The organism is Bacillus tequilensis, assembly GCF_012225885.1.
Taxonomy (GTDB): domain Bacteria; phylum Bacillota; class Bacilli; order Bacillales; family Bacillaceae; genus Bacillus; species Bacillus tequilensis.
The window spans coordinates 535,623-562,531 of record NZ_CP048852.1; the positions used below are offsets into that span (position 1 = coordinate 535,623).

Sequence of the window (26,909 nt, forward strand, 5' to 3'; positions counted from 1 at the left end):
ATCATCGATTATGGAGTTTATTTAATCCGTTCTTAGCCGATCTGGTACTTGGCTTTTAGAAGTTTTTTTTAAGTGGTTAAAACCAACAAATTTTTTGCTTTCTTCATCCCAGAGGCGGAACTTTAACGACTTAATACTTGTTGTCAGTGTGATGGTCGGCACGTTTTGCAATGGTTCAGTGTTGTTATGTACGATTTCAAGCTTATAGTTTGGGACTCTTGGGCTTAAATGATGAACATGATGGAAACCGATATTGCCTGTTAACCATTGCATGACTTTTGGAAGCTTATAAAAAGAGCTTCCTTCAACTGCTGCTTTTACATATTCCCAATGCTCATCTTCTTCGAAATATGAATCCTCAAACGTATGCTGAATATAAAACATCCAAATTCCGAGGGATCCCGATATCATAAAAATTGGCGTCTGGATCAGCAGAAAGTTTTTCCAGCCAATAGCCCAACATAAAAGTGCTGCCAAAGCGACGATCCCCAGGTTCGTTACATACGTATTCATCCGTTCTTTGCGTGTTGCCCCTTTACGATTAAAACGATTAGTAATCCCAAAGACGTAAATCGGTCCGATAATAAACATAACAAACGGATTTCTGTACAAACGGTACATTATTTTTGTCTTAGTTGAGGCTTCCTTATATTCCTCAACGGTCAGTACCCAAATATCGCCTGTACCGCGTTTGTCCAGGTTGCTGCTTGTCGCATGGTGGATAGAATGATCGTGTGCCCAATGATCAAAAGGATGCAGAGTTAGAATTCCTGTTATTGTTCCAAGAATTCGATTCGCCTTTCTGTTCTTAAAAAAGGAATAGTGGCAGCAATCATGAAAGATAATGAAAGTTCTCACTAAAAAACCTGCCGCAAGGACAGAAATCGTTAATGTAAGGATATAAGAAATCGACAAGCTCTTATATGCCAAACACCATAACAGGAAAAATGGCACCAATGTGTTTATGATTTGATAAATACTTTTTTGTGAATCGGACTTTTCATAAGGGGTAACCATTTTTCTCAAAGTCCTTAGATTTTGTTTATTCATTCTTAAAAGTTTCCCCTTCCCTGCTGTTTTTAATCTAAGTATAGAAAACGTTTTATAGCCTTTGAAGTCCCAGCTGTCATACTCCATATATGATAAGTATCATGGTTTTGTTATAACTTGCCCGCCAGCTAAGGATCCTTTTCAAAAGCTGTTAAATGAATCCGTTTTCCGATCCCACTGTAAAATGATTGGGATTGCGAAAACTGATTGAAAGCTCAATTAGCAGAGCCAACCGAGATACAAAGCGTATGAAGATTATACCCAGCCTTTTATCGAGCTAAACTCTCTCCCTGGTCTCTATGGGAATCAGTTTAATTAGACCGTGAACATGGATTGTTTGAGGAGCAAACATTAAGAAAATATTGATTGATTTTTGAGAGACAAGGTAAAGAGAGCTAGAAGCCCATTTACTATTCAGCTTGAATTTCCTTGTTTCTTAATTAAAAAGGCTTTGGAAAGGAAGATGATTTATGATTAAGCTCTATTTTTATGAGCACCTTGGCAAATGGGGATATACCATGAGTGACCGTTTGAAAACATCTGCAGAAACAAGCTTTACCAGCGAGCAGCTCTGCTTTTAAAAGAACATCATTGCACTCGAACGAGAAACAGCTGAACTTTTTTAAAAAATCTTTAACAATCAATAGTGAAGTACTATTTAGCCAAGAAAAAGGTTTGAAGACACTTGTGATTCATTTTCACGGTGTTTTCAAAGCATAGTTATTAATAGGCATCTTATTTTGCACTGGTATCTACATGTTTAACAAATAATAAAACCATGAATGAAACATAATACTAATTTGCAGTTATTTCCGTTTCGTGCTATGATAAAGGAGAATTATTTTTGTTCGTGTAAAGGATAGTATGAATATTGACTTTTCGTCTTGATGATACTTTGGGCAAGGATAGTAACAGAATGTGTGGTAACACACGAGGAGGCAACAAAAATGGAACAAGGTACAGTTAAATGGTTTAATGCAGAAAAAGGTTTTGGATTTATCGAACGTGAAAATGGAGACGATGTATTCGTACACTTTTCTGCAATCCAAAGTGACGGATTCAAATCTTTAGACGAAGGTCAAAAAGTAACGTTTGACGTTGAGCAAGGTGCTCGCGGAGCTCAAGCTGCTAACGTTCAAAAAACTGCTTAATCTTCAATCGTTTATACAAACAGGCTCTTTATATAGGGCCTGTTTTTTTCTGTTCTGTGTATAATACTTAATAAAAAACCCTACTCAACGTTCGAGTAGGGAGAGATGGTACAAGGTAATAGAAAAAGGTTTAAACTTCAAAGGTTTGTTTACAGTATAACATACTGGATTGACAAAATGCGGAATGTATATAAATTATTTGTTTTTCTGTTCTCGATGTAACTGCATGTTATTCTTTTTTTCAGTAACCTGCCTGTTAATTTAAGTACAAGATGAAATGAATGATATCTAGAAATTTCTTCATTTTTTATTGTTGACCATATATTTAGTTATTACAACTCGCATATCTCTCACTGTCGCAGCAGATGTAAGAAATTCTTAAAGATAGAGAGGAGAGTAATTACTTTTTCTTCTGGAAACAATCACTTAGACCTAAAACAATGAAAGCCCTGCCTCTCTTCCATCCTTACGGCTCCTTGTCCGTGCCAGTGTGAATCAGGATTACAAAAACCAAGTGACTATTTCATTGAGTGTTTTGATAAAACTTCAAATGTTCGTTGAAGAAATTTTGAAACAGATTAGATTGTAGGGATAATAAAAGAGGTTAATGTTCTAAAGTAAGTTGAAGAAGTTAAACGTTTTTGAAATGTTTACCCTTAATCGTAATATTATGAAAATTAAAGGGTGCTTTTTGGAATGCAAAACATTATCTATAATTAACCTTAACAGAAACTTTTTATTTGATTTTCAGTGATTCCTTTTATGACTTCCAGTTCACTAATCAAAAATTCATATGCATTATCCAACATTTTTTTTTCGCTTGCATTAAGTGCTTTTTCTTTCTTCAAACGCATTAAATCACGCACAACTTCAGCACCTTCTTGTATTTTACCCGTTTTTATTTTGTCTGTGTTTACTTTATACCTTTGTTTCCACGGCAGTAACTTATCTGATTCTCCATGCTGAAAAATGTACATAATGTGTTTTAATGCAAGTATATCAGTAACTGGTCGTATATTTGAACTCAATATTTTACGCGTTGGAATCATAACTGTCATATTACTGATTGACATTTTTATGACATAATAGTGTTGTTTTTCCTCTAAGATTTCTTTTTCTTCTATGGCTTCAATTATACCTGCTCCGTGCATTGGATAAACAATCCTATCGCCAATTTGAAACATATAATCCACCTCCATATATGGTAACTCAACTTAAGATTACCATACATGGAATGGGATATCAAATTTTTAATAATAACATGATCGGTTTTTTAGTGTCAATAACTTTCTGAAAAAACAAGTGAAAATTTTTATGATCGTGTTAAATATCATAATAACGTGATAATTGCTCTGAAAAAAGTTTGAAAGGATATAAAAAAGGACACCGAACAAACAGCACTAGTGCTATAAGTTCAGTGTCCCAGACTTCTATTTTTTATTTCTCTAAAGCCTTAAGGCCTTATTTTTATTAACCTCTTCCAGCTTGGAAAGAAGGATATTTCGTCATACCGCCATCTGCAAAGAGTGTAATACCGGTTACATAACTTGCTTCAGAAGATGCTAAGAATGCTGCTACAGAGGCTACTTCTTCTGGTTTACCAATGTAACCCATTGGGATCATGCTTTCAACATCTGCACGTTGTACCGGATCTGCAAATTTTTCAGCATTGATTGGTGTGTTCATTGCTCCTGGTCCAATATTGTTCACGCGAATTCCTTTCGGTGCATATTCAAGTGCCAATGTTTCTGTCATTAGCTTCATACCGCCTTTACTCGCTGCATAGTGAACAAATAGCGGCCAAGGAATCATTTCATGTACACTAGACATGTTAATGACATTCCCTTTAATATCATTTTCTACAAAGTATTTAATCGCTTCACGGCTGCCAAGGAAGGCTCCTGTTAAGTTCGTGTCAATTACTTTATTCCAATTGTCTAAAGAAAGTTCATGAGAAGGTACAGGGTTTTCAACACCTGCATTGTTAATCATTACATTCAAAGTGCCAAATTCTTTTATAGCTGTTTGTACAAGGTTGATGACATCTTCTTCTACTGTTACATCACCACGTACAATAATAGCTTGTCCGCCTGCTGCTTCCACTTCTTTTTTAGCTTCTAAGGCTTCATTTTCATTATTGCGATAGTTAATGACCACTTTAGCTTGTTCTTGACCGAAGCGAACAGCCATTGCACGTCCTAGGCCTGTAGATCCGCCTGTAATCACAACTACTTTATCTTTTAAATCTTTATACATGATCAGTTCCTCCTGATTCTAACGATTATTTTTTAGATATATTACTGTTAGCTCGAAATGTATTTTAACTTTTTGCTATTCCCAGCAGCACTCCACCCAAAATAATGAGCACAATGCCAAGTGAAATCGAAATCAGTTGACGTTTTGTTTTCTTTTCGCCTAGTAAGAAGATACCTCCAAGCGTTGAAACGACAATTCCCATTTGTGATAGTGAAAAACTTGTCGCTACCCCTACCTTAGGTTGGGAAATAAATAAGAACATATTACCCGCAGCCCATATAAGACCAGGTATAATGTTACGAATTGTGTATTTATTAAAAGGTTTATGTTTATAAGTGAGGATGAGTCCGCCAATAAACATACCAATAGCTTGAGGGAATAAAGCTACCCAGCCATCAACGTTAAACAAACGTGCAACGACAACATATACTAAATATCCAATCGTAGATATGATGAGTGTGATAATGCCCTTCTTAAATTGCCCAGATTGCTCTTCGCTTTTTTTTCTTTCAAGAGAGGTTAACACAATCCCAATCACGATAAAAAGGAGGGCTAGTATTCCCAATAGAACTGTAGTGACTGTTGACCATTCATGAAAAACAATCACCCCAAACAAAGCTGTTGATACGAGCTGCATACCTGTTGAAATTGGCATCGTTTTAGAAACACCAATATATTCAATGGTTTTTAACTGATTACTTTGTCCAACAGCCCAAAACAACCCAGAAACGATTCCTACAATAAAGATAAAAGGCGTCAATACAGGATGGATAACGAGATAGGTAACAGCTGAAAAGATCAGTGCTCCAATCGTTGTTCCAAGTGTTTGACTATAAGGTCCTCCGCCTAACTTGACATTGAAGAGGACGATACTTCCCCAAAATACTGCAGGAAGAATGGCTAAGAAAATATCCATTTGATCCAAACCTTCTTTCCCAAACCCTTGATGTATTAAAAGTGGCTAGTTTTGTTTCGTCACTTTACGTTACTAATAGTAACTTAGGTAACTAAAATAGTCAATGATTTTATTTTGCGTTTCTGATTAGTTCTTCGAATAAATCTTTCTATATCAAATTAAAATAAAACCTTATAGAATAAGGTTTTATTTTTAATATTTCGGGTCTGAAATAATAAAAAAGGTTAATCTATATGAAATCTGATTCCAAAAGAAAAATTCAGTTACAACGAAAAAAACTAATCTAAGTTACTAATGGTTACTTAGGTTATTTTATCGCATGTGTTATGTGTGGTTTGTTAACCAACATATAAAAAAGAAAGGCGAGACTCAAAAAATGGCAGAAATATTATATATGGCAACATATTCTTACGATCATACAAAATTCATTTAGTGAGACATATAAAGAAGTAAATTCAATACGCACTCAACAATCGACCATAAAGGGTACAGTCGTATAAATCAAGCAGGTTAGAGGCATGAGGGAGCTATTTTATATGAAGAGGGATAAAACAAAAAAGCTTGTAGACATTTGAAGGCCTTGAAAAGGTTCAAGGCCTTACTATGTTTTGGATTAAAATTGTTTAGCCATCTCTTTGGCTTGTTGAATTGCTTTATCTTTAATTTGAGGAGCTTGTTCTGGAAACTTCATTTGCCCTTCAATAATAATACTTTCAAAAGATTTGACACCAAAAAAATCCATAACGGCTTCTAAGTATCGGTTTCCCATCTCTCTTTCCATTTCAGGACCATGTGAGTAGATGTCTCCTCGAGATTGTATATGGAGAGCTTTTTTTCCTTTTAGTAATCCTTTTGAACCTTCTTTAGTATACTTGAAGGTTTTACCTGACACTGCGATTGCGTCAATATAGGTCTTCATGATGGCTGGAACGGAAAAATTCCACATAGGTGTTACAAAAATATATTTATCAGCTAACAAAAACTGTCCGCCTAATTCAGCTAAACGGGCGACTTTTAACCGTTCATCCGTTGATAAATCTTGAAGTGAAGCTTGAGAGCGAAGTTTTTTCCAACCATTAAATACATCTGCGTCTAGATAAGGAATATCAGCTTGATATAAATCTAAATGGACAACATCATCATCAGGATGTGTTTGCTTGTAACTTTCAATGAATTCTTTGCCTACGGTCATGCTGAGTGATTCATCTTCAGGCAGAGGATGTGCTGTTATATAGAGAACATTAGACATGGAGATCTTCCTTCCTTATTAGATTATTAACAATAACGTTGTGTTTATTGGCATAGATTCTAAAAGAACGGTCAATCCTTGACCCAGCTTTCCGCCCATTGACTAATCGGTCCTAATATTTTTCCTAATTCTGTTCCTTTTTGAGTTAAAGAGTACTCAGAACGTATCGGACGATCGGGGATTACATTTCGTACAATAATTCCCTGTTCTTCTAATTCTTTAATCCGTTCAGTTAATATCCTTCTACTTAAGGAAGGCATGCTCTCACTTAATTCACTAAAGCGCTTAGGTCCACTCATTAGCACATAAATAATTAACCCTGTCCACTTTTTCCCAATTATCTCGAAGCTTTTTTCTACTTTAGGTTGTAAATCTTTCGACTCTCCCATATTATAAGTCCTCCTTCAATAAATATGGATGAAAAATAACTTATGCATTTATTGTAACAAAAATAATGGAAAAGTATTTGGGTACTTTGAATTAAAAAGGTTGATATCTCTTTTTTTAGTTACTTTTTATACCCTTAGTTCCTTTTAGTATCAAATAATTTTCTAAAATAGTCAAATTATGATTATGAAATGAAATATATTTTATTGGTAACAAGATGTGGCTGTTTAAGGGAAATAATTCAATAACTTAAGTGTAGAAAAACAAAATGAGTATTTGTAATGGTTAAATAAATAAACATAGGAGGGAAATGAAATGCTTCACGAAGGCTTTAGTGGAAAAAAGTGATGATTATACTTACGAAATACATATCGTTATGGGGGCTGGAAAAAGCGTATTCCATGAAGAATCAAATCTTGAAGCTTCTGTAGAGATGCTTCAGATTTTTATATGTTCGGAAAACGCTGATTTAGAACTAGAGTTCAGCTCCCTTAGGTATTCCGTATAATCTTGTTACGAATAAATGAAACGCAACCTTATATGAAAGCGAAAGAAATAGATGATCAGTGCTTTTGAGAAGCATAAATATTTACGAAATCAGACATTGCGATGTCAATTTATTGTAGCAAGTAATTTGATTGACTTACCTAACGAATAATACCATAAATGGAACATAATATTAACTTGCAGTTATTTCCGGTTCGTGCTATTATAAAGGGGAGTTATTTTTGTTCGTGTAAAGGATAGTATGAATATTGACTTTTCGTCTTGATGATACTTTGGGCAAGGATAGTAATACATTGTGGTAACACACTAGGAGGCAACAAAAATGGAACAAGGTACAGTTAAATGGTTTAATGCAGAAAAAGGTTTTGGATTTATCGAACGTGAAAATGGAGACGATGTATTCGTACACTTTTCTGCCATTCAAAGCGACGGATTCAAATCTTTAGACGAAGGTCAAAAAGTAACATTTGACGTTGAGCAAGGTGCTCGCGGAGCTCAAGCTGCTAACGTTCAAAAAACTGTTTAATCTTCAATCGTTATACAAACAGGCTCTTTATAAAGGGCCTGTTTTTTTATGTTCTCTGTACAATACTTAATAAAAAACCCCACTCAACGTTCGAGTAGGGAGAGATGGTACAAGGTAATAGAAAAAGGTTTAAACTTCAAAGGTTTGTTTACAGTATAACATACTGGATTGACAAAATGCGGAATGTATATAAATTATTTGTTTTTATGTTCTTAATACAACTGCATGTTATTCTTTCTTTTTTCAGTAACCTGCCCGTTCATTTAGGAGTTCATGATTTGCTATCAATGACATATGGGCAAAATTTAATCACAGATTTTTCACCGTATTCGTGAAAACATATAGAAATGATGAAAATGGGGATAGAGCGTATAATGAAAACAAGCTTTCATAACCAGTGATATGTTTTTATTAGGTTGAGGGACTCGAACTACCAAAGAAGATACCAAATGATATTGGTATCTTCTTTGTTTGCACCAGGTTTTATATTGATGTTTTTGCTGAATGACATCTTCTTCATGCTTCCTGCTTCAGAACAGAAAAATGTTTGCTGCTGAAACTGACGGACGGCTTAATGAAAAGCGGTTTTCACAAAGCTTGAGGATTGAAAAGCGTTATTGATTTATTTGTGAAATAACATATCATGGAAGTATAAAATATAATCTCGTTTGGAAGGAGATTGATATGATCATTAAAATGACTCAATTAAATATGAAAGACTTCAATAAACCAAACGAACCTTTCGCTGTTTTTGGGAGAATTGTACCTGCATTTGAAAACAATGTTTGGACATATACCGAGGAACTATTTTCGAAGCCTTATTTCAAGAAGTATGAAGATGACGAAATTGATGCCAGTTACGTTGATGAAGAAGGGAAAGTTGTCTTTTTTTATTATGTTGAAAGCAGCTGCGTCGGCCGGATTAAGCTTCGTTCTAATTGGAATGGGTATGCGCTAATAGAGGACATTGCCGTTGCAAAAAATTATCGAAAAAATGGTGTCGGAACAGCATTGTTACATAAAGCGATTGAATGGGCAAAGGAGAATCACTTGTGCGGTCTAATGCTTGAAACACAAGATATTAATGTTTCAGCTTGTCATTTTTATGCTAAACATCACTTTGTCATAGGTGCGGTCGATACGATGCTTTATTCCAACTTTCCAACAGCAAATGAAATTGCGATTTTTTGGTACTGTAAATTTTAATTGTTGCTTAAGGTTGTATGAGTTTTAATTAAGTGGCATTTAAGTTAAAAAGGGGAAGCCTCAGAAATTATGTCGTTTGAGGCTAAAAATACGTCGATTGAATAAACCGCGAATAAGAATGTTTGATATTGTTCGGATCATGAGAAGAATCAATGAAAAATAGAATTGTATTCATATTCTATTTTTCATTGAATAAAATAAAATGTGAAAAATACTGATTTTGAGTACATTTATTAAAAAGGGGTTATCACGTTGTTAAAAAGGTTTTGTCTGGTTTTTCTTACGCTTATGATGTCTATTGCTGTTGTGCTGGTGGCTGCTAAAGATTCCCCTGGAGATAACGTCATTTCATTTGATCAGCCTATTCTCTTAGTGATATCGATTGGAATCGTTGTCTTTTTATTCATACCCCCATTAGCCATGTCCTTTTTTGGCCACCGGGTTGTAAGAATCATTTCTGGAGTATATCAATGTTTTATCGTTTTAACTTTTCTGGGGCTGATACCCATTGGATTTCTTATTCCTAATGGTGCTTTGACTATTCTTGTTTCTATTGCAGGAACGTTAGTCAGCATAGCAAGTGTTGTGGTAACCTTACTCATTGGAAGAAATAAAAAAGTTCAATCATAGCTGACAACAAGGTGAGAGGGCTTTATCCTTAATCTCGGGGAAAGAAGCTTTCTTTTTTTTGCAGGTTTATAGGTTGGGGACATTATAGTTCTTATTGACTGATGCTTTTAGGATCGGAAAGCAAAGTTACAGGGCATAATATTCCCTAAATGTCAGAGCGCAAATTGTTCATCTAAGCGATCAGCAGTTTCTTATCCATAAATATCAATGTTGTTTCATAAAAGCATGTCCAAGTCTTCCTTTTGTGATTGCATAATCTTAACCTTAAGCTTAATCTATTGAATACATAATAAAGTTTGAACCTGCCGCTTGATATCGGAGAATAAACAACGATCGTATGTCAAAAAATGAACAGGAGGTTCCTCATGACAAATAACAGAACGAATCCTAAGGTTGACGAATTTTTAAGTAAAGCTGCAACGTGGAAGGACGAATATGAGAAGTTGAGATCCATCGTTCTTGACTGTGAGCTGACCGAAGAATTGAAGTGGATGCATCCTTGTTACACGTTTAATAATAAAAATATCGTTTTAATACATGGATTTAAAGAATATTGCGCGCTTCTGTTTCACAAAGGTGCCTTGCTGCAGGATGCCTATGGGATTCTCATCCAACAAACGGAGAATGTACAGGCGGCGCGCCAGATTCGGTTTATCAATGTCCAGGAAATCGTTGAAATGGAAACCATCTTGAAAGACTATATTCATGAAGCCATTGAAGTTGAAAAGGCCGGGTTGCAAGTGAAAAAGAATACGGAGTTGATCATTCCTGAAGAGCTTGAAAACAAATTCGATGAAATTCCCGCCTTAAAAACAGCTTTTGAAGCATTGACCCCGGGGCGGCAAAGAGCATACATTTTTTATTTTTCTCAAGCCAAACAATCAAAAACTAGAGAAGCAAGGGTTGAAAAATATGTGGAGAAAATTCTTGATGGAAAGGGATTAAAGGATTAGTTTATAGTTTGGCTTTCAGGTATTGCTGAGGAATAAATTATGGAAGTTTATTCTGCTCATAAGGCAGAAAAAAACAAGCATAGGAATGATATGCTTGTTTTTCTGAAGACATCATTTACTTTCTGCTGAGATGTTTCTTTAGATTAGCATTGTATGCCACTAGACATACAGCGCTATAAAATTCTAAAGCAACACCCAGTAATAAGACGATCCAGCCCAAAGTAACTGATAATGCAACAGTTAGGCTCATAACTAATAGAATGACTCCGACTGATGAAAGAGCCAATAGGATAGGCAGATTTTTAAGCAAGTGATTACACTCCAAACTTTGTAAATATAAAAATAACTAACCATTATTGATAAAAAGATAGGCGTGAAAAAGTATCATGTGTCTGTTGCAGACACATGATACTGATTAATGAATAATCATAATGTCTATGAGTCGCTTGATTTTTTGATCGTCGCCAGTATTAACGTACACTTTTTTTGTGTTTTTAATGATATTCTCAGTCTCTTTCCGCATGACGCCTTGATCTAAATCAGCTGCGGAATCCCAGCGTAAAGGAACATTGTATATATTGATTGTGCCATCTCCATTGCCGCTATAGGTAACTGATCCATCTACTAACCTGGAACCTGCCAACTGGATCACATCTTCTGGATAGCTGGCACTGGTGTCATCATTAGGATTGATCGGTTCACCAGCTGAAATGTGCCGAACATTCAATTCATCTAATTCTTGGTTGGGCCCAAGTTGCAGCCAAACACGGGCATACTCGATTTTCTCAGATGAATATGCAGCCAATCCATTGCCCTCTTTGCCTTTCTCCACATTTTTCACTTTTTCAGAAGAGGTTTTGCTTGATTCATTCGTTGTGGATTCTTTTGATGCATTTTCAGTTGAAGCCTTAGCTGCGGCTTTTTCTGATTCTGTTGTTGGCTCTGTTTCCTCTTTGCGTATGTTGGTGCTATCTTCAGTCCCATTATCATTTTTGTCAGAATGGGCAGCATCATGTTTTGAAGGCTGTTTTGACTCTTCGTCCTTACTGCCCGTACATCCTGCAAGCAATAAAGCGAGCAGAAGCAAGGCAGCATGACTGTAAAATATCTTGCTAAGTTTCTTCATTCTTTCATTCCTCTCCATTACCTCGGTTTCAGCTTCATCAGTTTACACAACTAAATATTACCATGTAATAGATAGAATCGCTTAAAATTTGTTTAAAAGAGGAAACAATTTTTCATCCTAAACGGCTGTCAGCCTTCGTTCAAACTTCAGGATTATTAAGAACTTACCCCTTTAGCTTCAGACTGTAATAGGGGAAAACAAACTGAGGAGATTCGATATGAAGCGTCTGTTATTTTTATTTTAATATATAGGCCAGCTAAGAACTGTCGTCGCCATTCTTACCGGTTCAAGGTTTCTTGCATTTTATTAAAAGAAAAGTGTAAAGACGAATAGATTTTATCGATTGTAAATGAATGTGCTAAAGGTAAGGTATAAGATGTATAGGAAAACAGATGAAGAAACAGTTAAACGATTAGATTTTAAAATGGAAGGACATGAGGAAGTTATTTTAACAAAAGAAGACAAACCCAGTAATAGGGATCAAAAGAGGGCTGACAATCTCGATTCAATAACCTCTCATTACAATCATAAGAGCCTGGCTATATTGTAGCAGCAGGCTCTTATCCATTTGACATTATTTTTTTGTGTAACGCACCCAATCGTAATGTGCGTATAGAGGTGTTACACCATTGTAGGAGCCAAGCCAGTCATCGACACCTGCACCATTCCACAAGTTCATCATGATTTTTCCCGGTGTTGTCGGAAGTTGGCTTGTCGCAGTATGTTTTAATTGCCCATCGACGTACCATTTAATAGAGTTTGGCTGCCAATCGAACGCATACGTATGATAGGCATTAGCGGCATCAAATCCGAGATTCACAATTTTCTCATGGTTTCCTGCACCATTTGTATAATAGTTAAATTGAACCTTTGTTGTGTCTTTTCCTAAAAATTCGATATCAATCTCATCCCAAGGAGTTCCATCCGATGGACCTGTGTAAGTGAAGAACGATGAAACGATCCCTGTGTTTTTAGCTGGTTTCATTCTGACTTCGTAAAGCCCGTAGCCATATGCTTGAGCAGAGCGGTTTTCTCCGCAGTCAAACTTGTTATAAGACGGACTTGTCAAAGCCAAACGCATTTCACCTGCTGGCGTCATTGATACGTTATTTGCACGCCAAGTGCAGTTGAACATATTTCCGTTTGAGTAACCATCTGCTTTTTGCCATAAGCCGGAGTTATAGCTGTTAAAAGGATCATAAAACGATCCGCCTGTTTGAGCCGAGGCAGTAGAAGTGACTCCAAACAAACTCATAAACAATCCAGTGACAAGAAGTAACAACAATCGTTTCATACGACAAGACATATTGGCATCCCCCTTTATTTGAAAGCGTTTTCCTAAATGATCATACATGATTCTTTGAAAGGGGAACATCGGTCAAATTAATGATAATAACGAATCTTATTTATTGAGAGGATCCGCCTGGGTTTTATTGGGCATTATTCCTATTAAAAATGTTGCAGGCCTAGAGCTATGACGATGAAAGAATGAGGTGAAAAAGTTCATTTAGCAGGTCAAGCAGCGGCCATTGAAAGACAACGGCGTGATTGAGGGATATACATTTAAAGTGAAATTAGGTTGTTAATATATATTGCCTTGCTTATATTTATACAAATAGCATCTATCATCAGCCATACCTGTCATGGATAAAAACACAAGAGAATATCATCAATAATGATAAAAACAGCGGAGACGGCTGTTAGTTTGAATGCATATTTCTGCCTAATAAATGTTAGATCAGCTGTAAATGATAAATGACCGATTATTGAGTTAATAAATAGAGACAATAACCCGGGAGGTTGATTACATCTACACGGACGCATGCAAAAAAACAAGGGCCCCAGACTCTTGGTTTTTTTATGCTTTCATATATTTTAATCCTTACTACTTTGCAAATCGCCGAGCAGCTGCCACGTGCCACGCACATGATCACGGCAATACTCACTGCTACTAGTGCCCAGCCTACTTTTTCGTGCAGGATCATTGAGGAAAGCAGCAGTCCAAAGAAGGGCTGAAAAAGCTGAAGCTGTCCAACCGCCGCAATTCAGCCTTGGACAAGGCCTCGATACCAGAACATAAAGTCGATTAGCATGCTGAATAAAGACACATAGGCAAGGCTGAGCAGCGCGGGAGTCCCGATGCCTGACCATGAGGTCGGTGTAAAAAAGAACGACAATGGCAGCATAAGGGGGGAGCGGCAGAACGAGTGCCCAAGAGATCACCTGCCAATTGCCCAGACGACGAGCAAAAAAAGAGCGATTTTACTAGAAACTGTGCAAAGAGAATGAGGAAATCATGTCAGGATTCGCGGAGAAAACGCCGGGCTTCGGATTTTATTTGACGTTTATTTGCCTTATAGTGAAAAAGAGTGAATTGAGAAGGCGAGGAACATGTCAAAACAACCCTCCTGCAAAAGCGGTCTCACTTGGATTTGCAGGGGTTTTGGAATGTAACATACGAGAAGGCATAAAAAACTGAAAGCAGTTTGGAAAGTATGAGGGAGCTTTCAGTTTAGTTTATAATTAAAAAGGACAAGGACTATACTGCAGCATTTGTCCTTTGGCACTGCCTCACTATTTTATTTAAGGCTCGTACAAAATCAATTACAAAGTAGAGGTGTAAGCATGAGATTAGATGAGTTTACAATTGGACAGGTATTCAAAACGAAATCACTAAAGGTAACAAAAGATGATATTATGCGGTTTGCAGGTGAGTTTGACCCTCAATATATGCATGTAAATGAGGAAAAAGCGAGTAAAGGCAGATTTAATGGCATTATCTCTTCTGGAATACAAACGCTGAGCATTTCCATTAAACTTTGGGTTGAAGAAGAGATGTATGGAGACGATGTGATAGCCGGAACAGAAATGAATAACATTAAATTCATAAAACCCGTATATCCTGATGATGAACTGCATACCATTGTTGAGGTTCTTGATAAGCAGCCAAAGAGAAATGAATTGGGAATACTCACTGTATTATTATCTACTTATAATCATAAAGAAGAAAAAGTATTTGAAGGAGAGTTATCGGTATTAATTAAACAATAACGCGTAAAGCCCGCTATGCTAAAGCGGGCTTATTCAAATACGATGAAAGTTTTTAGCCGATTTCTTTTGAAAAATAGGAGCTTAGCACATCATAAACGATAGGCAAAGAAGTAAACCCCTCATTCTCCAAAAAATGGCCTCCGTGTTGGACTTCATAAAACGCAGCGTCTATTTGTTGTGCCAGCTCCTTGCTCCATGCAAATGGCACAATTTGATCGTCTTTAGAAGCAATGACAGCACGGTGCTTTGCGGACCTGATGATTTTTTGATCATCAAACGATCCCTCTGTAAATTCTTCTAACATCTTTAAATGAGGCAATGATTTGGCAAAGCCGGAAACAAGGATGATTCCGCCAAGCTGTTCGCGCAATTGAGTACGTTCCAAAAATCTCAAAATGGCGGGACACCCTAAGCTGTGAGCCACGACATACGTATTTTCATGTAAAGTGTGTTGATAAGAAGCGAGTGTATCCAGCCAATCTTCAAGTCTGGGCTCAAGCGGGTTGGGCATGTCTAAAATTTCGGCTTGAATCCCGTCTGCGAGCAGTTGTTTTTTCAGCCATGGAAACCAATGGTTTGCCGAAGAGGCTCTGTAGCCATGAATGATATAGACTTGTTTTGTCATTATTTCCTCCTAACAAAGTATTTTTATGTAGTATAAAATTCCTCTCATTAGAAGACAAGTACGCACTTTTTTGTAAGTGGTTTTTATTCAAGAGGTGCGCCTTGCATTATTCCCCATTTGCACATCTCATCTAAAAGGGGATTCAATGACAGGCCTTTGTCTGATAACGAATACTCTACTTTGAGGGGGATTTGTGAAACCTCTGTCCGATGAATAAGGCCGTCGGTTTGCAATTCCTTGAGCTGTGAGCTTAACATTTTATGGGTGATTAAAGGCATAGCCCGTTTCAGCTCGCCGTATCTCATCGTTTTTTCACATCCTAACTCATAAAGAATCCTCATTTTCCATTTGCCGCCTATAAGAGATAAGGTGTATTCAAATGGGGCTTGTTTACTGCGGCATAAGTTATTCAAGGAAATCAAACCTCCTTTTTAATAAGTATAATATCAGAATGAATCAGGATTTTCGGTGTTCTGATCCGAAAGCGTACTTGTTTGAGGATCTAGTGCGCAAAGAGGTTTATGAAGGATAACGAAGAATGTAAGTTCCTTTGTATTTTTGCTATAAACAGAATGCTGGATTTCATCTGCAGCAGGTACATGTTGAATGTTCTAATTCATAAAGGGTTACCTTATCTTTATGATTTATTATTCTTTGGTTGAGATATGGGATAAAGCGGTATAAGAGGAGTCCTTCTTACAAACTGAACAAATCTATTATGGTATAGTTACATATAACGAAATATTTAAGAAATGAGGAATGGTATGAATACAATCAAAAAACATAAGAAATTTAAAGCGAAAATGATTCTGCAAGTTATCATGGTCATTATCGGGGGAATTATAGCGGCATATGGATTAGAAACAGTGCTCATTCCAAATAGTGTCTCTGATGGAGGAGTGACAGGTCTCAGCATTGTTGGTTCACAGCTATTCCATTTGCCGCTGGGGATTCTGATTGCGATTATCAATATTCCATTTGTCTGGTTAGGATATAAACAAATTGGGAAAGGCTTTGCGTTATTATCCATTCTCGGCATCGTATCACTTGCCGCGGGGACAAGCTTTTTTCACCACACTCCGGCTATCATAGAGGGAGACACTTTGTTAATTACCGTTGTCGGCGGGATTATCCTTGGTTTCGGAATGGGCTTGGCGCTGCGTAATGGCGGCGCGTTAGATGGAATTGATATGCTGGCTGTGCTGCTATCCCGCAAACTGCCATTTGGAACGAGCGATCTTATTCTATTCTTAAACCTTTTTGTGTTTATTTTTGTTTCCACAGTATTTGGTTTGCAAGGGGCATTGCTTTCAGTCATTGCTTACTACATCGCATCCAAAGTCATTCATGTCGTTGAGGAAGGCTTAAGCGGTTCTAAAACGTTTCAAATTATTACTGCCGAGCCTGCATTAATGGTAGAGACCATACGTGATGAATTAGGACGAAGCGCCACATACAAAGAAGCTTACGGGGGCTTTTCCCACGAGAAATTTCAAGAAATCACTTGTGTCATCAACCGATTAGAAGAAACAAAACTAAAGGAAATAATTAATGATATTGATAAAAGTGCCTTTGTTACTGTCTACGACGTAGCTGAAGTGAAAGGCAGCAATTTTAGAAAACACAATGCTCATTAGAAAAAGGAATGGCCTTTTAACAGCGGCTTTAGCAAAATCATATGATACAATCAAACAGTTTTCTTGATGGTCTGGCTGGTGAATAATCGGTGAAGGTCGGCCGCATATATATATAGAAATACCAAGGGTTTTGAGACCCTTGGTATTTTTGTTTATCTTTTGCTGATTTCATCTTCAGCTTTACGTGCTGTTTCAATTTGATTGATTCTGTCTTTGTACTTTTCTCCCCAGTCCTTCATGTGCAGGATTACAGGTTCTAACGTTTTTCCAAACTCGGTTAAAGAGTATTCCACTTTCGGAGGGACCTGTTTATAAACCTCGCGGTGAATCACACCATCCCGTTCCAGTTCCCTTAGTTGTAAAGTAAGCATACGCTGGGTAATTTTCGGATATAGTCTTCGGAATTCATTAAACCTCTTTTTACCGTCAATGAGATGGTAAAGAAGAATGCCTTTCCACTTTCCACCGATGATATCTAATGTTGTCTCCACTGGGCATCCTTCAAAGTCATCCGAAGAATAATCGATACCAAGTTTTCGATTTCTCAAGCTGTTCACTCCTAATAGTATACTTTTTGATACTATATACAATCAATGTGCGTACTTTTTATATCTTAATATACAACATATAATGATGTCATATCAAAGAAAGGAATGATTGATATGAAAACACTAGTACTCGTAGTACATCCGAACATCGAATCCTCTCGTATGAATAAAAAGTGGAAAGAAGCGGTTTTAGGAGAACCGGATGTAACTGTTCATGATCTGTATGAAACATATCGAAATCAACCGATTGATGTGGAATTTGAACAACAGCAGCTCCTCGCCCATGACCGCATTGTTTTTCAGTTTCCGTTATACTGGTACAGCAGTCCGCCGCTTTTAAAACAGTGGTTTGATGAAGTATTTACTTTTGGCTGGGCTCATGGCCCTGGCGGAACGAAATTGAATGGAAAAGAGTGGGTGACAGCCATGTCCATCGGTTCACCTGAACATTCTTACCAAGCGGGCGGATATAACTTATATTCAATAAGCGAATTGACAAAGCCATTCCAAGCAACTGCCAATTTAGTAGGCATGACCTATCTGCCTTCCTTTGCCCAATATCGCGCTAATCAAATCAGTGACCAAGAAATCGCCGAAAGTGCGAATTGGTATGTAAAGCATATTACAAATATTGAATTAAACCCTAAGGTTCGCCTGCAAAGATATTTAAAACAACTGGAGGGTGCCGATTTAACATAAAGATTGAATGAGGAAAATCCTGTTCTCATTAAGCAGGATTTTTTTGTTCAGAAGAGGGATGTTAACATACAGCGAACAAAGAAGAATCCACCAAAAATAAGCCATTAGCTTGGTTCTGACGGCTTATTTTTGCTGAAAGACTTATTTCTCTGAGATGAAATAAAGCAAAGCGATGACCGGAAAAGCGATTCCAATCCATAATGCCGCACTCCATCCGCCTGAGGCATAGGCCCACCCCCCAATTGATGACCCTATAGCGCCGCCAAGAAAGAAGATTGCCATGAATAATCCGTTTAATCGGCTGCGGATTTCAGGCGCCAACGAAAAAATAGCACGTTGACTGAGCACGAGATTGGCAGATACGCCCATATCCAACAGAATAGCCGCGACCGCTAGAACTGTTATACCAACGGGGGAGCTGCTCTGAATCATGAGCGGCAATAATAAAGAAACGATGACAACACTGAGAGCGATTCCAGTGGCAATCCGGGTCAAGCCGCGATCAGCCAAACGGCCGCCTATAGGGGCAGCGGCTGCACCCGCAATGCCCACCAATGCGTACAGTGCTATTGCCTTCTGAGAAAAATGAAAAGCAGAACCGGATAATAATAAAGGAACAGTCGTCCAGAACAAGCTGAAAGCTCCAAATACAAACGCATGGTAGATGGCGCGGCGGCGTAAGACTGGAGTCGTCTTCAGCAGCCTCCACATTGAACCGAGTAAGGCAGTATAGTTTGTATGTGCGGTTGGTTTTCTGGCAGGAAGCACTTTTGCTAATACGATTGCCAGGACAACACTTACCGCGGCGGACAAAGCAAATATTGCATTCCATCCCCAGATATCAGCGACTAGACTGGATATCGGGCGAGAAAGCATGATACCGAGCAATAGGCCGCTCATGACATTGCCGACCACTCGGCCGCGTGCAGCGTCTGACGAAAGGTATGAAGCATATGGAACAAGCACTTGGGCTGCGACCGATCCCAATCCGATGAAAAACGCAGCAGCTAAAAACAGTGTGCCATGCTTTACAAACGCCGTTAGTGTCAAAGCTGCTGCGCTTAGAAGCAGAGATATAACGACGAGTTTTTTGTTTTCGATCATATCTCCCAAAGGGACAAGAAATAGTAAACCGGCAACGTATCCGATTTGGGTGAGTGTGACAATCAATCCAGCACCGCTTGGAGAAATTCCAATTGCCTCACTAATTAATCCTACCAAGGGTTGTGCGTAGTAAAGATTAGCGACAATGATACCGCATGCCGTTGCGAGAAGAAGGGTTAAACTGGGTGAGATTCTCTGATCTGCTTTTTGTTTGTTTAATGTAGCCATATGAATGAACTCCTTTTTAATGATTTTATGATGTTTGATACATAATTTGCTGATTCTTCTCCTCTCCATAGATTTTTAGTGATAAGGTTTTGCGGAGTGTTGATCATTTTATAAACTGAACGTTCAGTTTTATTTATAAGTGAATTATAAACTAAACGTTCAGTTTTGTAAATGGGTTTCTGTTTTATTTTTTTATCATGTTAAGTATACTGAACGTATCGTTTATATTTCGGGAAGGAATGATTTATGTGCAGAGTAAACGAGGGCGGCCGCGTGATGAAGGAACACATAAGGCGATTCTTTCTGCGGCCTATGACCTCTTGCTGGAAAAAGGCTTTGATGCGGTGACAGTCGATAAAATTGCAGAGCGCGCGAAAGTGAGTAAAGCAACGATTTATAAATGGTGGGCAAACAAAGCTGCCGTTATCATGGACAGCTTTCTTTCGACTGCTACGGAAAGACTGCCAGTGCCTGATACAGGATCAACAGTACATGATATATCGATCCACGCCGCGAATTTAGCAAGGTTTTTGACAAGCCGGGAAGGTACCGTTATTAAGGAATTAATAGGTGCGGGGCAGCTGGATGCCAAATTGGCAGAAGAATATCGCACACGATTTTTCCAGCCCCGCCGCCTTCAAGCTAAAGGCCTTCTGGAAAAGGGAATTCAGAAAGGTGAATTGAGAGAGAATCTTGATATTGAAGTAAGTATTGATCTCATTTACGGACCGATTTTCTATCGACTGCTTGTAACAGGGGACGAGGTCAATGATGCCTATGTGCATGATTTGGTGATGAATGCGTTTAAGGGAGTTCAAGCTACGTGAATCGTGTAGAGAGGAGTCCGTTCTTACATTTCTGTTCCATACGTGTCAATTTGATTGCCTTAACTTAAATAGGGTGATGAGCTTCTTTCCCATGCTATTTCGATGCCCGCGGGCATCTTTTTTTCTTACCAATTGATTAACTTTATAGAGAATTCGTGAATGAGGACAGAAGAGGGCAATGGCGTTATGATTCAATAAATGATTCATGTCCCAAGTTTGATACATTGCAATTGAATCGATCACGAGGACGAATTGTTACATCACATCAAACAAAAGGAAACTCAAGTGTGTTGCCAGTAAGGAGGCTTTGGATTGACTTCAGTGATTTTGGCGGTATTCATTTTTTTCTTAACTTTAGTATTGGTCATATGGCAGCCGAGAAACTTATCTATAGGGTGGTCAGCCTGCGGAGGAGCTGTCTTGGCTCTAATTGCCGGAGTTGTTACTTTACATGATGTATTAACTGTGACCGGGATTGTTTGGAATGCAACATTGGCATTTGTGGCCATCATTATTATATCCTTAATCTTAGATAACATCGGTTTCTTTGAATGGGCAGCGCTTCATATGGCTAAGGCCGCAAAAGGAAGCGGTGTGCGCATGTTCGTTTATGTATCTATATTAGGCGCTATCGTCGCCGCATTATTTGCAAATGACGGTGCCGCTCTTATCTTGACACCGATTGTATTAGCGATGGTCAGAGCTTTAAACTTCAATGAAAAATTGGTTTTTCCCTTTATCATTGCCAGCGGGTTTATAGCAGATACGACCTCACTTCCATTAGTCGTGAGCAATTTGGTCAACATCGTTTCAGCGGATTATTTTCATATTACGTTTATTGATTATGCATCCAGAATGATTGTCCCGAACTTGTTCTCGCTGCTGGCGAGCATCATTGTACTTTACCTTTTCTTTAGAAAAAGCATACCAAAACATTATGATCTGACTGAGGTGAAAAACCCTGCTGATGTCATAAAAGATCAGAACATGTTCAAGCTATCGTGGTATATATTAGGGCTGTTGTTAGTTGGATACTTTGCAAGTGAATTCTTATCTATCCCTGTATCAGTGGTAGCCGGTATCATTGCACTCTTTTTCTTAATTGCTGCAAAAAAGAGTCCAGCCGTTCATACAAAAAAAGTGCTGAAGGACGCGCCATGGGCTATCGTGTTCTTTTCAATTGGCATGTACGTTGTTGTGTACGGTGTCCGTAATGCTGGATTGACAGATGTCCTTTCAGATGTGATTCAAACCGCGGGTGATCAAGGAGTGTTTGCGGGTACGATTGGAATGGGCTTTATCGCAGCGATTCTTTCTTCCGTGATGAATAACTTGCCGACTGTCATGATTGATGCATTGGCAATTGCCGGCACAGATACACATGGGATGATGAGAGAAGCGCTCATATACGCAAATGTTATCGGTTCAGATTTGGGACCTAAAATAACGCCGATTGGTTCCTTGGCGACATTATTATGGCTCCATGTCCTCTCGCAAAAAGGTGTGAAGATTTCCTGGGGAACGTATTTTAAAACAGGAATCATTCTTACAATTCCAACATTATTGATTACACTTGTCGGCCTGTATCTTTGGCTGATGATGATTCATTCATGTTTCTAAAAGGAGAAAATGGACATGCCAAAGAAAACATTTTACTTTCTATGCAAAGGAAACTCCTGCCGCAGTCAAATGGCTGAAGGGTGGGGGTAAAGCACCTCGGAGACGAGTGGAATGTGTACAGCGCGGGAATCGAGGTTCATGGATTAAATCCTCGTGCTGTCAAAGCAATGAAAGAAGCGGGGATTGATATTTCCAAATGTAAAACGTGAGCATTGGGGATTTAATGATCCGGCAAAAGCGCAGGGAACAGACGAAGAAAAATGGGCGTTTTTCCAAAGAGTCCGTGATGAAATTGGAGGCCGATTAAAACAGTTTGCTGAAACTGGGGAATAAAAATATTAGATATACTCAGCATTTGTGAAAAAATTGGTGAGCCCATCAATTGCTGTTCAACAGGTGGGCTCTGTGCAGGCACCTGTTTTTTATTTGACTTGTCTGAGTTCTGAACCGCCGCTTAAAAGCTGAGACAAAGGAAAATTGATTTTGTTAACAGAATGATGAAGGAGACGCTGTTTGAGAGGAGTTGTCGGTTTGCGGGAATTAGCAAAAGAAAAATATAACGGCATAAAAACATTGTTTGATGAATCATTTTGTCCCACATTTGTCTATGCAATATTAGAACAAACCATTCCGGGAGTTGTTTATACAGATGACCAAACATCCCCTAGATCGTTTTTTATAGGAACTGAATCAGGAATTTATTTTATTGCGGGAGACCAAGGGAATCAAGTTTTTAATGATTTCATTGCTGAATATTATGAACAACAAGCGAAATCAACAAAAAGATTTACCCTGTTTTCTGCTAATGATACATGGGATCAAGTATTGAAAACAATACTGAAAGACGATTTGAATCAAATGAAAAGAATGGCATTTTCCTTTCAGCAAAAACCTTCTGAAACAGCTTTGAAACTTCCAAAGGAGCTTGAATTGAAAAGAATAGATGAAGACATCATTCTAAACAGCACAGTGTTTAACAGCGCTTATTACGAGGAGTATTGGAATTCTGTCTCACATTTTTCTTCAAAAGGTTTTGGATTTGCCGTATTACATGGCCATCATGTTGTGAGTGAGTGCACCTCTATATTCTTAGGGGGGAATCGGGCGGAAATGGATATCTATACACTTGAAGAATATAGAGGCATGGGGTTAGCGTATTGCGCAGGCAGCAAGTTTATCGAATGTTGCCTGGAAAATGGGATGGCTCCCATTTGGGATTGTGATGTTTGCAACAAGTCGTCCATTACACTAGCAGCTAAACTAGGATTTAAGCCGGCAGCTGAATACTCTATTTACTACTCTGGATAATCTTAATGAAAGAACCTTAAAGGAGATACCAAACGATGTTGGTATCTTTTTTGTTTTAGATTTTTTTAACCCTTTTAGCAGAAAAATGGGTGAAGGAAATCTTATTCGATTTATTTATTTTAAGGTAGGTAAAACACACGCCGCTGACTGTAACCATCCCGCCCAGCAGAGAAAGAAATGCAGGTATTTCGCCTATCCATACCCATGAAATGACCAGGGCCAAAGCCGGTGTAACATAAAGAGAAAGAGTTGCTTCTGAAGCACCGATGAGCGAAGTGACATATGCTAGTGCGAAGTAAGGAATAACCGTGGGCAATAATCCTAAGTAAACGATAGACAAAGTTGCGCTTGTTGAAGCGTTTATCATCTCTCCGCCTAAGCCTGGCAGAAACACAAGCATAGGTATTGTTCCGCCCCAAATGGTGAATGTAACGAATGGGATAAAACCATATTTTTCTATATAGCGGGCTTGAAAAACGAAATAAAAACTCTCCGAAAAGGCTGCCAGCAGGATGAACAAGATACCACTCATTGAATACGTAAAGTCTCCTGCCCCAAATGCAATCAATAATACACCCAATAAACTGATCATAGAACCAAGCCATTTCGTAAATCCAAAATGCTCTCTAAAAAACAGGCGGGATAGCATGGCTGAAAAGATCGGTGCCATGGTGACGAGCAAGCTTGCAACCCCGGCACTCACTGTTTTTTCACCGATGTTCAGCAACATGTGATAGAGTGCAAAACCTAAAAACCCTAAAAGAAAAATGGCAGGAATGTCTTTCATGTCAGGCAAGCGCATCTGAGTCAAAACAGCAAAAAGGAATACTGCCATAGAGGCGATTAACAAACGAAATAAAGCAAGGTGTTCTGGTGTATAACCTTCCAGACCTGCACGAATTCCCGGAAAAGCTGATGCCCATAAACCGATCATCAGACTGTAAGATATGATAATTTGAACTGTTTTCTTTCGCATCTTTCTCTCTCCTCTTTACAAAAACCAACCGGTTATTTAATGTGTTTCTATACTAATAAAGATTTGGTGATATGGCTTCAACCAGTTCAATAGATTTTGACCCAACCAATTTAGTTTGAAGGAGACTGCTTTCATGAACGACCCAGAAGAAAAAAAGATGAAAAATCTACCTAAGTACAGACAAATCGTTCATTTTATTAAGGAGAAAATAGGAAATGGAGAGTGGCCGATTGGAAGCAAGATTCCAAGCCAGCGCACGCTCGCAAAAGACTTTCAGGTAAATCGAAGCACAGTCATTACGGCCTTAGAGGAATTAATGGCAGATGGGTTAATAGAAGGCAGAATGGGGAAAGGGACAGTTGTTATCAACAATACATGGACACTTTTGGCTAAGAATTCTGCGCCTAATTGGGATCAATATGTAACCTCAGGAATCCAGCGGCCCAGCCAAAAAATCGTTCAAGAGATCAATCAATCAGAATCAAATACAGATCTTATACAGCTCAGCAAAGGCGAACTTTCAGCTGAGATTTTTCCTTTGGATGTTATGAAAAAGATGATGGGGCAGGTATCTCAAAACATGGAAGCATTCGGATATGAGGAACCAAAAGGTTATTTTCCATTAAGAGAGGCCCTAAGCAGCTATTTAAGAACCATTGGGATCAATGCCTCCCCATCTTCCATTCTGATTGTGTCGGGAGCGTTGCAAGCTCTGCAGCTGATATCAATGGGGCTTTTGCAAAGAGGATCAACCGTATATCTTGATCAGCCATCCTACCTTTATTCATTGCACGTGTTTCAATCTGCCGATATGAAACTAACGGGCCTTCCTATGGATCAAGACGGGCTTTTGCCGGAAAATATTCACATGCCAAGAGGGGAACGGGGAAGGTCTATCTTATATACAAATCCTTGTTTTCATAATCCGACCGGTATTTTAATGTCAAAAAAACGGCGGGAAGAAATCCTTGCAGCGAGTGAGAATACACAGCTTCCCATTATTGAAGATGATATTTATCGTGAGTTATGGATCGATGAAATTCCGCCATTTCCTATTAAAACAATAGATAAAAATGGGCATGTGCTTTACATAGGCAGTTTATCGAAAACATTGAGCCCGGGCTTGAGGATTGGGTGGATCGTCGGTCCGGAACCAGTGATAGAACGTTTATCCGATATTAAAATGCAAACAGATTACGGATCCAGTTCGTTATCCCAGAGAGTAGCGGCAGAGTGGTTTACAACGGGCCAATACCAGCTGCATGTGGAAAAGGTTAGGCAGCAATTAAAGCTGAGAAGAGAATTGGCCTTGAGTGCATTAGGAACTCATTTGAAAGATGTTGCGACATGGAATATCCCAAAGGGAAGATTCTTTATCTGGATAAAAGTATTGCCTTCAATATCAATGAAATTACTTTATGCGAAAGCTTTGTCAAAAGGGATTCTTCTCAATCTAGGCAGTATCTATGCTCAGGAAAAAGGGAATTATGTTCGCTTATCATATGCCTATGCGTCACTTGAAGACCTTCAAAAGGGGATCTATGAATTGGGCTTAATGATAAAAGAATTGGCAAGTAAGTAACTCTATCCTTAAATGGATGTTCTAAAAAAGAGACCAAGCCTGATGATGGCTTGGTTTTGAAAAGGTAAGAAAGGTCATGTTTCTGAACGAAAGGTTTTTCCTCTTTCTCTTCCTAAACCAAAATAATGTCTAAAATTATAAATAAGAGGACTCCATTTAGAAGGGTTTATATGATTTTCATTCAAAATGATCCTTTCCTCGGCGTGAAAATGCAATGCCTGCGTCTCTACAATCGCAAAAGATGAATCATATTCTGGAATGCGAATATGTTTGACTTCGGCTTCAATTTGGATAGGGCATTCTTGAATTCGTGTTGGTAATACTGTTTTTGATTGTAAAGGAGTTAACCCTGCCGCCTCGTATTTTTCTTTTTTATAGGTAAACCCAAGCTGTTTCTTCAGAGGCGGTATACTCTTTTTTCCGCTATAAGATGAAATTTTTTCAACGTGTTCCCACAGTTCAGGGCCAGGCAAGTTGATGACACATTCATTGTGTCTTTCTAAATTTTCAATGGCTTTTCCTCCCAGTCCTACTCCGAGGACAATATAGTTTCCAAGAGCCCAGGAAGAAGACATAGGGCTGATATTAGTGGTGCCATCCTCATTCAGTGTGGTAAGAAGAAATGCAGGGGTGCCATAATACATGATTTTTGGTTTGATTTCTTTAAAATGCAGAGTGTCTTGTTTCTCAATATCCAACGCTTATTCCTCCTTGTCATGATTCCATTCCTATTGTAAAGGTTTAACA

26 protein-coding genes and 5 pseudogenes are annotated in these 26,909 nt (G+C 38.3%); 16 read left to right on the plus strand and 15 right to left on the minus strand.

Annotated features, from left to right (window positions below; all coding sequences use genetic code 11):
* Positions 1 to 21 precede the first annotated feature (21 nt).
* A complete protein-coding gene (desA, locus tag G4P54_RS02815) occupies positions 22 to 1,050 on the minus strand; it encodes a Delta(5) desaturase DesA (RefSeq protein WP_167871705.1) in 1,029 nt (342 codons plus the stop codon).
* A 947-nt stretch (positions 1,051 to 1,997) separates the two neighbouring features.
* Between desA and cspC (G4P54_RS02820) the strand changes: the two genes are divergently transcribed.
* Positions 1,998 to 2,201, plus strand: coding sequence for a cold shock protein CspC (gene cspC / locus G4P54_RS02820; protein WP_003156143.1), 204 nt, complete (start codon positions 1,998 to 2,000; stop codon positions 2,199 to 2,201).
* A gap of 722 nt (positions 2,202 to 2,923) precedes the next feature.
* On the opposite strand, the gene G4P54_RS02825 is transcribed toward cspC (G4P54_RS02820), so the two are convergent.
* From G4P54_RS02825 to G4P54_RS02845, 5 genes are all read right to left on the minus strand, one after another.
* Positions 2,924 to 3,385, minus strand: coding sequence for a CarD family transcriptional regulator (locus G4P54_RS02825; protein ID WP_167871706.1), 462 nt, complete (start codon positions 3,383 to 3,385; stop codon positions 2,924 to 2,926).
* A 286-nt stretch (positions 3,386 to 3,671) separates the two neighbouring features.
* Positions 3,672 to 4,457, minus strand: coding sequence for a glucose 1-dehydrogenase (gdh, locus tag G4P54_RS02830; protein ID WP_024714423.1), 786 nt, complete (start codon positions 4,455 to 4,457; stop codon positions 3,672 to 3,674).
* Positions 4,458 to 4,521: 64 nt separating this feature from the next.
* Entirely contained in the window at positions 4,522 to 5,373 is an 852-nt protein-coding gene (locus G4P54_RS02835) for a RhaT/GlcU family sugar-proton symporter (protein ID WP_024714422.1), read from the minus strand.
* A 613-nt stretch (positions 5,374 to 5,986) separates the two neighbouring features.
* Positions 5,987 to 6,622: an FMN-dependent NADH-azoreductase gene (locus tag G4P54_RS02840; RefSeq protein WP_024714421.1), complete on the minus strand. Its 636-nt coding sequence runs from the start codon at positions 6,620 to 6,622 to the stop codon at positions 5,987 to 5,989.
* Between the two features lie 71 nt (positions 6,623 to 6,693).
* On the minus strand, positions 6,694 to 7,011 hold the full coding sequence (locus G4P54_RS02845) for a winged helix-turn-helix transcriptional regulator (RefSeq protein ID WP_024714420.1): 318 nt from the start codon (positions 7,009 to 7,011) through the stop codon (positions 6,694 to 6,696).
* A gap of 827 nt (positions 7,012 to 7,838) precedes the next feature.
* On the opposite strand from G4P54_RS02845, the gene cspC (G4P54_RS02850) reads away from it, so the two are divergent.
* From cspC (G4P54_RS02850) to G4P54_RS02865, 4 genes are all read left to right on the plus strand, one after another.
* Positions 7,839 to 8,042: a cold shock protein CspC gene (gene cspC / locus G4P54_RS02850; RefSeq protein WP_024714418.1), complete on the plus strand. Its 204-nt coding sequence runs from the start codon at positions 7,839 to 7,841 to the stop codon at positions 8,040 to 8,042.
* A 684-nt stretch (positions 8,043 to 8,726) separates the two neighbouring features.
* Positions 8,727 to 9,248, plus strand: a complete 522-nt coding sequence (gene satA / locus G4P54_RS02855; RefSeq protein ID WP_167871707.1) for a streptothricin N-acetyltransferase SatA — start codon at positions 8,727 to 8,729, stop codon at positions 9,246 to 9,248.
* A 252-nt stretch (positions 9,249 to 9,500) separates the two neighbouring features.
* Positions 9,501 to 9,878: a hypothetical protein gene (locus G4P54_RS02860; RefSeq protein ID WP_167871708.1), complete on the plus strand. Its 378-nt coding sequence runs from the start codon at positions 9,501 to 9,503 to the stop codon at positions 9,876 to 9,878.
* A 365-nt stretch (positions 9,879 to 10,243) separates the two neighbouring features.
* Complete coding sequence (locus G4P54_RS02865; RefSeq protein ID WP_167871709.1) at positions 10,244 to 10,831, plus strand: YdeI/OmpD-associated family protein; 588 nt, start codon at positions 10,244 to 10,246, stop codon at positions 10,829 to 10,831.
* 415 nt (positions 10,832 to 11,246) lie between these two features.
* Here G4P54_RS02865 and G4P54_RS02870 read toward each other — a convergent pair whose 3' ends face one another.
* On the minus strand, positions 11,247 to 11,957 hold the full coding sequence (locus G4P54_RS02870) for a YdeJ family lipoprotein (RefSeq protein ID WP_167871710.1): 711 nt from the start codon (positions 11,955 to 11,957) through the stop codon (positions 11,247 to 11,249).
* Between the two features lie 574 nt (positions 11,958 to 12,531).
* Positions 12,532 to 13,263 carry a beta-glucanase gene (gene bglS, locus G4P54_RS02875; protein ID WP_167871711.1) on the minus strand — a complete coding sequence of 244 codons (732 nt, stop codon included), beginning with the start codon at positions 13,261 to 13,263 and terminating at the stop codon, positions 12,532 to 12,534.
* Positions 13,264 to 13,449: 186 nt separating this feature from the next.
* Between bglS and G4P54_RS21195 the strand changes: the two are divergent.
* Positions 13,450 to 13,658: pseudogene (locus G4P54_RS21195) on the plus strand (Lrp/AsnC family transcriptional regulator); the annotation flags it as partial.
* A 184-nt stretch (positions 13,659 to 13,842) separates the two neighbouring features.
* Here G4P54_RS21195 and G4P54_RS02885 read toward each other — a convergent pair.
* A pseudogene (locus G4P54_RS02885) lies at positions 13,843 to 14,204 on the minus strand (EamA family transporter); the annotation flags it as partial.
* Here G4P54_RS02885 and G4P54_RS02890 point away from each other — a divergent pair.
* Positions 14,205 to 14,456, plus strand: a pseudogene (locus tag G4P54_RS02890) (MocR-like pyridoxine biosynthesis transcription factor PdxR); the annotation flags it as partial.
* Positions 14,457 to 14,582: 126 nt separating this feature from the next.
* Positions 14,583 to 15,008 carry a MaoC family dehydratase gene (locus G4P54_RS02895; protein WP_024713966.1) on the plus strand — a complete coding sequence of 142 codons (426 nt, stop codon included), beginning with the start codon at positions 14,583 to 14,585 and terminating at the stop codon, positions 15,006 to 15,008.
* 52 nt (positions 15,009 to 15,060) lie between these two features.
* Here the strand turns inward: G4P54_RS02895 and G4P54_RS02900 are convergent, their stop codons facing one another.
* Positions 15,061 to 15,633, minus strand: coding sequence for an alpha/beta hydrolase (locus G4P54_RS02900; RefSeq protein ID WP_167871712.1), 573 nt, complete (start codon positions 15,631 to 15,633; stop codon positions 15,061 to 15,063).
* A gap of 83 nt (positions 15,634 to 15,716) precedes the next feature.
* A complete protein-coding gene (locus tag G4P54_RS02905; protein ID WP_167871713.1) occupies positions 15,717 to 16,046 on the minus strand; it encodes a winged helix-turn-helix transcriptional regulator in 330 nt (109 codons plus the stop codon).
* A 351-nt stretch (positions 16,047 to 16,397) separates the two neighbouring features.
* Here G4P54_RS02905 and G4P54_RS02910 point away from each other — a divergent pair, with 351 nt between their 5' ends.
* Complete coding sequence (locus tag G4P54_RS02910) at positions 16,398 to 17,270, plus strand: YitT family protein (protein ID WP_024713969.1); 873 nt, start codon at positions 16,398 to 16,400, stop codon at positions 17,268 to 17,270.
* 152 nt (positions 17,271 to 17,422) lie between these two features.
* Here G4P54_RS02910 and G4P54_RS02915 read toward each other — a convergent pair whose 3' ends face one another.
* Complete coding sequence (locus G4P54_RS02915) at positions 17,423 to 17,818, minus strand: winged helix-turn-helix transcriptional regulator (protein ID WP_167871714.1); 396 nt, start codon at positions 17,816 to 17,818, stop codon at positions 17,423 to 17,425.
* A gap of 105 nt (positions 17,819 to 17,923) precedes the next feature.
* On the opposite strand from G4P54_RS02915, the gene G4P54_RS02920 reads away from it, so the two are divergent.
* Positions 17,924 to 18,517, plus strand: coding sequence for an NAD(P)H-dependent oxidoreductase (locus G4P54_RS02920; protein ID WP_167871715.1), 594 nt, complete (start codon positions 17,924 to 17,926; stop codon positions 18,515 to 18,517).
* 141 nt (positions 18,518 to 18,658) lie between these two features.
* Here the strand turns inward: G4P54_RS02920 and G4P54_RS02925 are convergent, their stop codons facing one another.
* On the minus strand, positions 18,659 to 19,849 hold the full coding sequence (locus tag G4P54_RS02925; protein ID WP_167871716.1) for an MFS transporter: 1,191 nt from the start codon (positions 19,847 to 19,849) through the stop codon (positions 18,659 to 18,661).
* A 248-nt stretch (positions 19,850 to 20,097) separates the two neighbouring features.
* On the opposite strand from G4P54_RS02925, the gene G4P54_RS02930 reads away from it, so the two are divergent.
* The 5 genes and pseudogenes from G4P54_RS02930 (at position 20,098) to G4P54_RS02950 (ending at position 23,604) form a co-directional block, all read left to right on the plus strand.
* A complete protein-coding gene (locus G4P54_RS02930) occupies positions 20,098 to 20,676 on the plus strand; it encodes a TetR/AcrR family transcriptional regulator (protein ID WP_167871717.1) in 579 nt (192 codons plus the stop codon).
* A gap of 152 nt (positions 20,677 to 20,828) precedes the next feature.
* Positions 20,829 to 20,976, plus strand: a pseudogene (gene aseR / locus G4P54_RS02935) (metal-responsive transcriptional regulator AseR); the annotation flags it as partial.
* Between the two features lie 12 nt (positions 20,977 to 20,988).
* Complete coding sequence (locus G4P54_RS02940; RefSeq protein WP_167871718.1) at positions 20,989 to 22,296, plus strand: arsenic transporter; 1,308 nt, start codon at positions 20,989 to 20,991, stop codon at positions 22,294 to 22,296.
* Between the two features lie 15 nt (positions 22,297 to 22,311).
* Positions 22,312 to 22,629 (plus strand): annotated as a pseudogene (locus G4P54_RS02945) (arsenate reductase/protein-tyrosine-phosphatase family protein).
* A gap of 198 nt (positions 22,630 to 22,827) precedes the next feature.
* A complete protein-coding gene (locus G4P54_RS02950; protein ID WP_167873809.1) occupies positions 22,828 to 23,604 on the plus strand; it encodes a GNAT family N-acetyltransferase in 777 nt (258 codons plus the stop codon).
* Between the two features lie 55 nt (positions 23,605 to 23,659).
* Here G4P54_RS02950 and G4P54_RS02955 read toward each other — a convergent pair whose 3' ends face one another.
* The gene (locus G4P54_RS02955) at positions 23,660 to 24,580 is read right to left on the minus strand and encodes a DMT family transporter (protein ID WP_167871719.1); all 921 of its coding nucleotides are present in this window, start codon (positions 24,578 to 24,580) and stop codon (positions 23,660 to 23,662) included.
* 133 nt (positions 24,581 to 24,713) lie between these two features.
* Between G4P54_RS02955 and G4P54_RS02960 the strand changes: the two genes are divergently transcribed.
* The gene (locus G4P54_RS02960; RefSeq protein ID WP_167871720.1) at positions 24,714 to 26,162 is read left to right on the plus strand and encodes an aminotransferase-like domain-containing protein; all 1,449 of its coding nucleotides are present in this window, start codon (positions 24,714 to 24,716) and stop codon (positions 26,160 to 26,162) included.
* Between the two features lie 74 nt (positions 26,163 to 26,236).
* On the opposite strand, the gene G4P54_RS02965 is transcribed toward G4P54_RS02960, so the two are convergent.
* Positions 26,237 to 26,860, minus strand: a complete 624-nt coding sequence (locus tag G4P54_RS02965) for a flavin reductase family protein (protein ID WP_167871721.1) — start codon at positions 26,858 to 26,860, stop codon at positions 26,237 to 26,239.
* Positions 26,861 to 26,909 lie beyond the last annotated feature (49 nt).

Bases quoted from the DNA above. Each gene is read 5' to 3' on its own strand.
- G4P54_RS02870 (WP_167871710.1), bottom strand. From the start codon at position 11,957: ATGAAGAAACTTAGCAAGATATTTTACAGTCATGCTGCCTTGCTTCTG.
- G4P54_RS02955 (WP_167871719.1), bottom strand. From the start codon at position 24,580: ATGCGAAAGAAAACAGTTCAAATTATCATATCTTACAGTCTGATGATC.
- G4P54_RS02960 (WP_167871720.1), top strand. From the start codon at position 24,714: ATGAACGACCCAGAAGAAAAAAAGATGAAAAATCTACCTAAGTACAGA.
- satA (WP_167871707.1), top strand. From the start codon at position 8,727: ATGATCATTAAAATGACTCAATTAAATATGAAAGACTTCAATAAACCA.
- G4P54_RS02895 (WP_024713966.1), top strand. From the start codon at position 14,583: ATGAGATTAGATGAGTTTACAATTGGACAGGTATTCAAAACGAAATCA.
- bglS (WP_167871711.1), bottom strand. From the start codon at position 13,263: ATGTCTTGTCGTATGAAACGATTGTTGTTACTTCTTGTCACTGGATTG.
- cspC (WP_003156143.1), top strand. From the start codon at position 1,998: ATGGAACAAGGTACAGTTAAATGGTTTAATGCAGAAAAAGGTTTTGGA.
- G4P54_RS02840 (WP_024714421.1), bottom strand. From the start codon at position 6,622: ATGTCTAATGTTCTCTATATAACAGCACATCCTCTGCCTGAAGATGAA.
- G4P54_RS02900 (WP_167871712.1), bottom strand. From the start codon at position 15,633: ATGACAAAACAAGTCTATATCATTCATGGCTACAGAGCCTCTTCGGCA.
- G4P54_RS02835 (WP_024714422.1), bottom strand. From the start codon at position 5,373: ATGGATATTTTCTTAGCCATTCTTCCTGCAGTATTTTGGGGAAGTATC.
- gdh (WP_024714423.1), bottom strand. From the start codon at position 4,457: ATGTATAAAGATTTAAAAGATAAAGTAGTTGTGATTACAGGCGGATCT.
- G4P54_RS02825 (WP_167871706.1), bottom strand. From the start codon at position 3,385: ATGTTTCAAATTGGCGATAGGATTGTTTATCCAATGCACGGAGCAGGT.
- G4P54_RS02920 (WP_167871715.1), top strand. From the start codon at position 17,924: ATGATTGATATGAAAACACTAGTACTCGTAGTACATCCGAACATCGAA.
- desA (WP_167871705.1), bottom strand. From the start codon at position 1,050: ATGAATAAACAAAATCTAAGGACTTTGAGAAAAATGGTTACCCCTTAT.
- G4P54_RS02925 (WP_167871716.1), bottom strand. From the start codon at position 19,849: ATGGCTACATTAAACAAACAAAAAGCAGATCAGAGAATCTCACCCAGT.
- G4P54_RS02865 (WP_167871709.1), top strand. From the start codon at position 10,244: ATGACAAATAACAGAACGAATCCTAAGGTTGACGAATTTTTAAGTAAA.
- cspC (WP_024714418.1), top strand. From the start codon at position 7,839: ATGGAACAAGGTACAGTTAAATGGTTTAATGCAGAAAAAGGTTTTGGA.
- G4P54_RS02910 (WP_024713969.1), top strand. From the start codon at position 16,398: ATGAATACAATCAAAAAACATAAGAAATTTAAAGCGAAAATGATTCTG.
- G4P54_RS02845 (WP_024714420.1), bottom strand. From the start codon at position 7,011: ATGGGAGAGTCGAAAGATTTACAACCTAAAGTAGAAAAAAGCTTCGAG.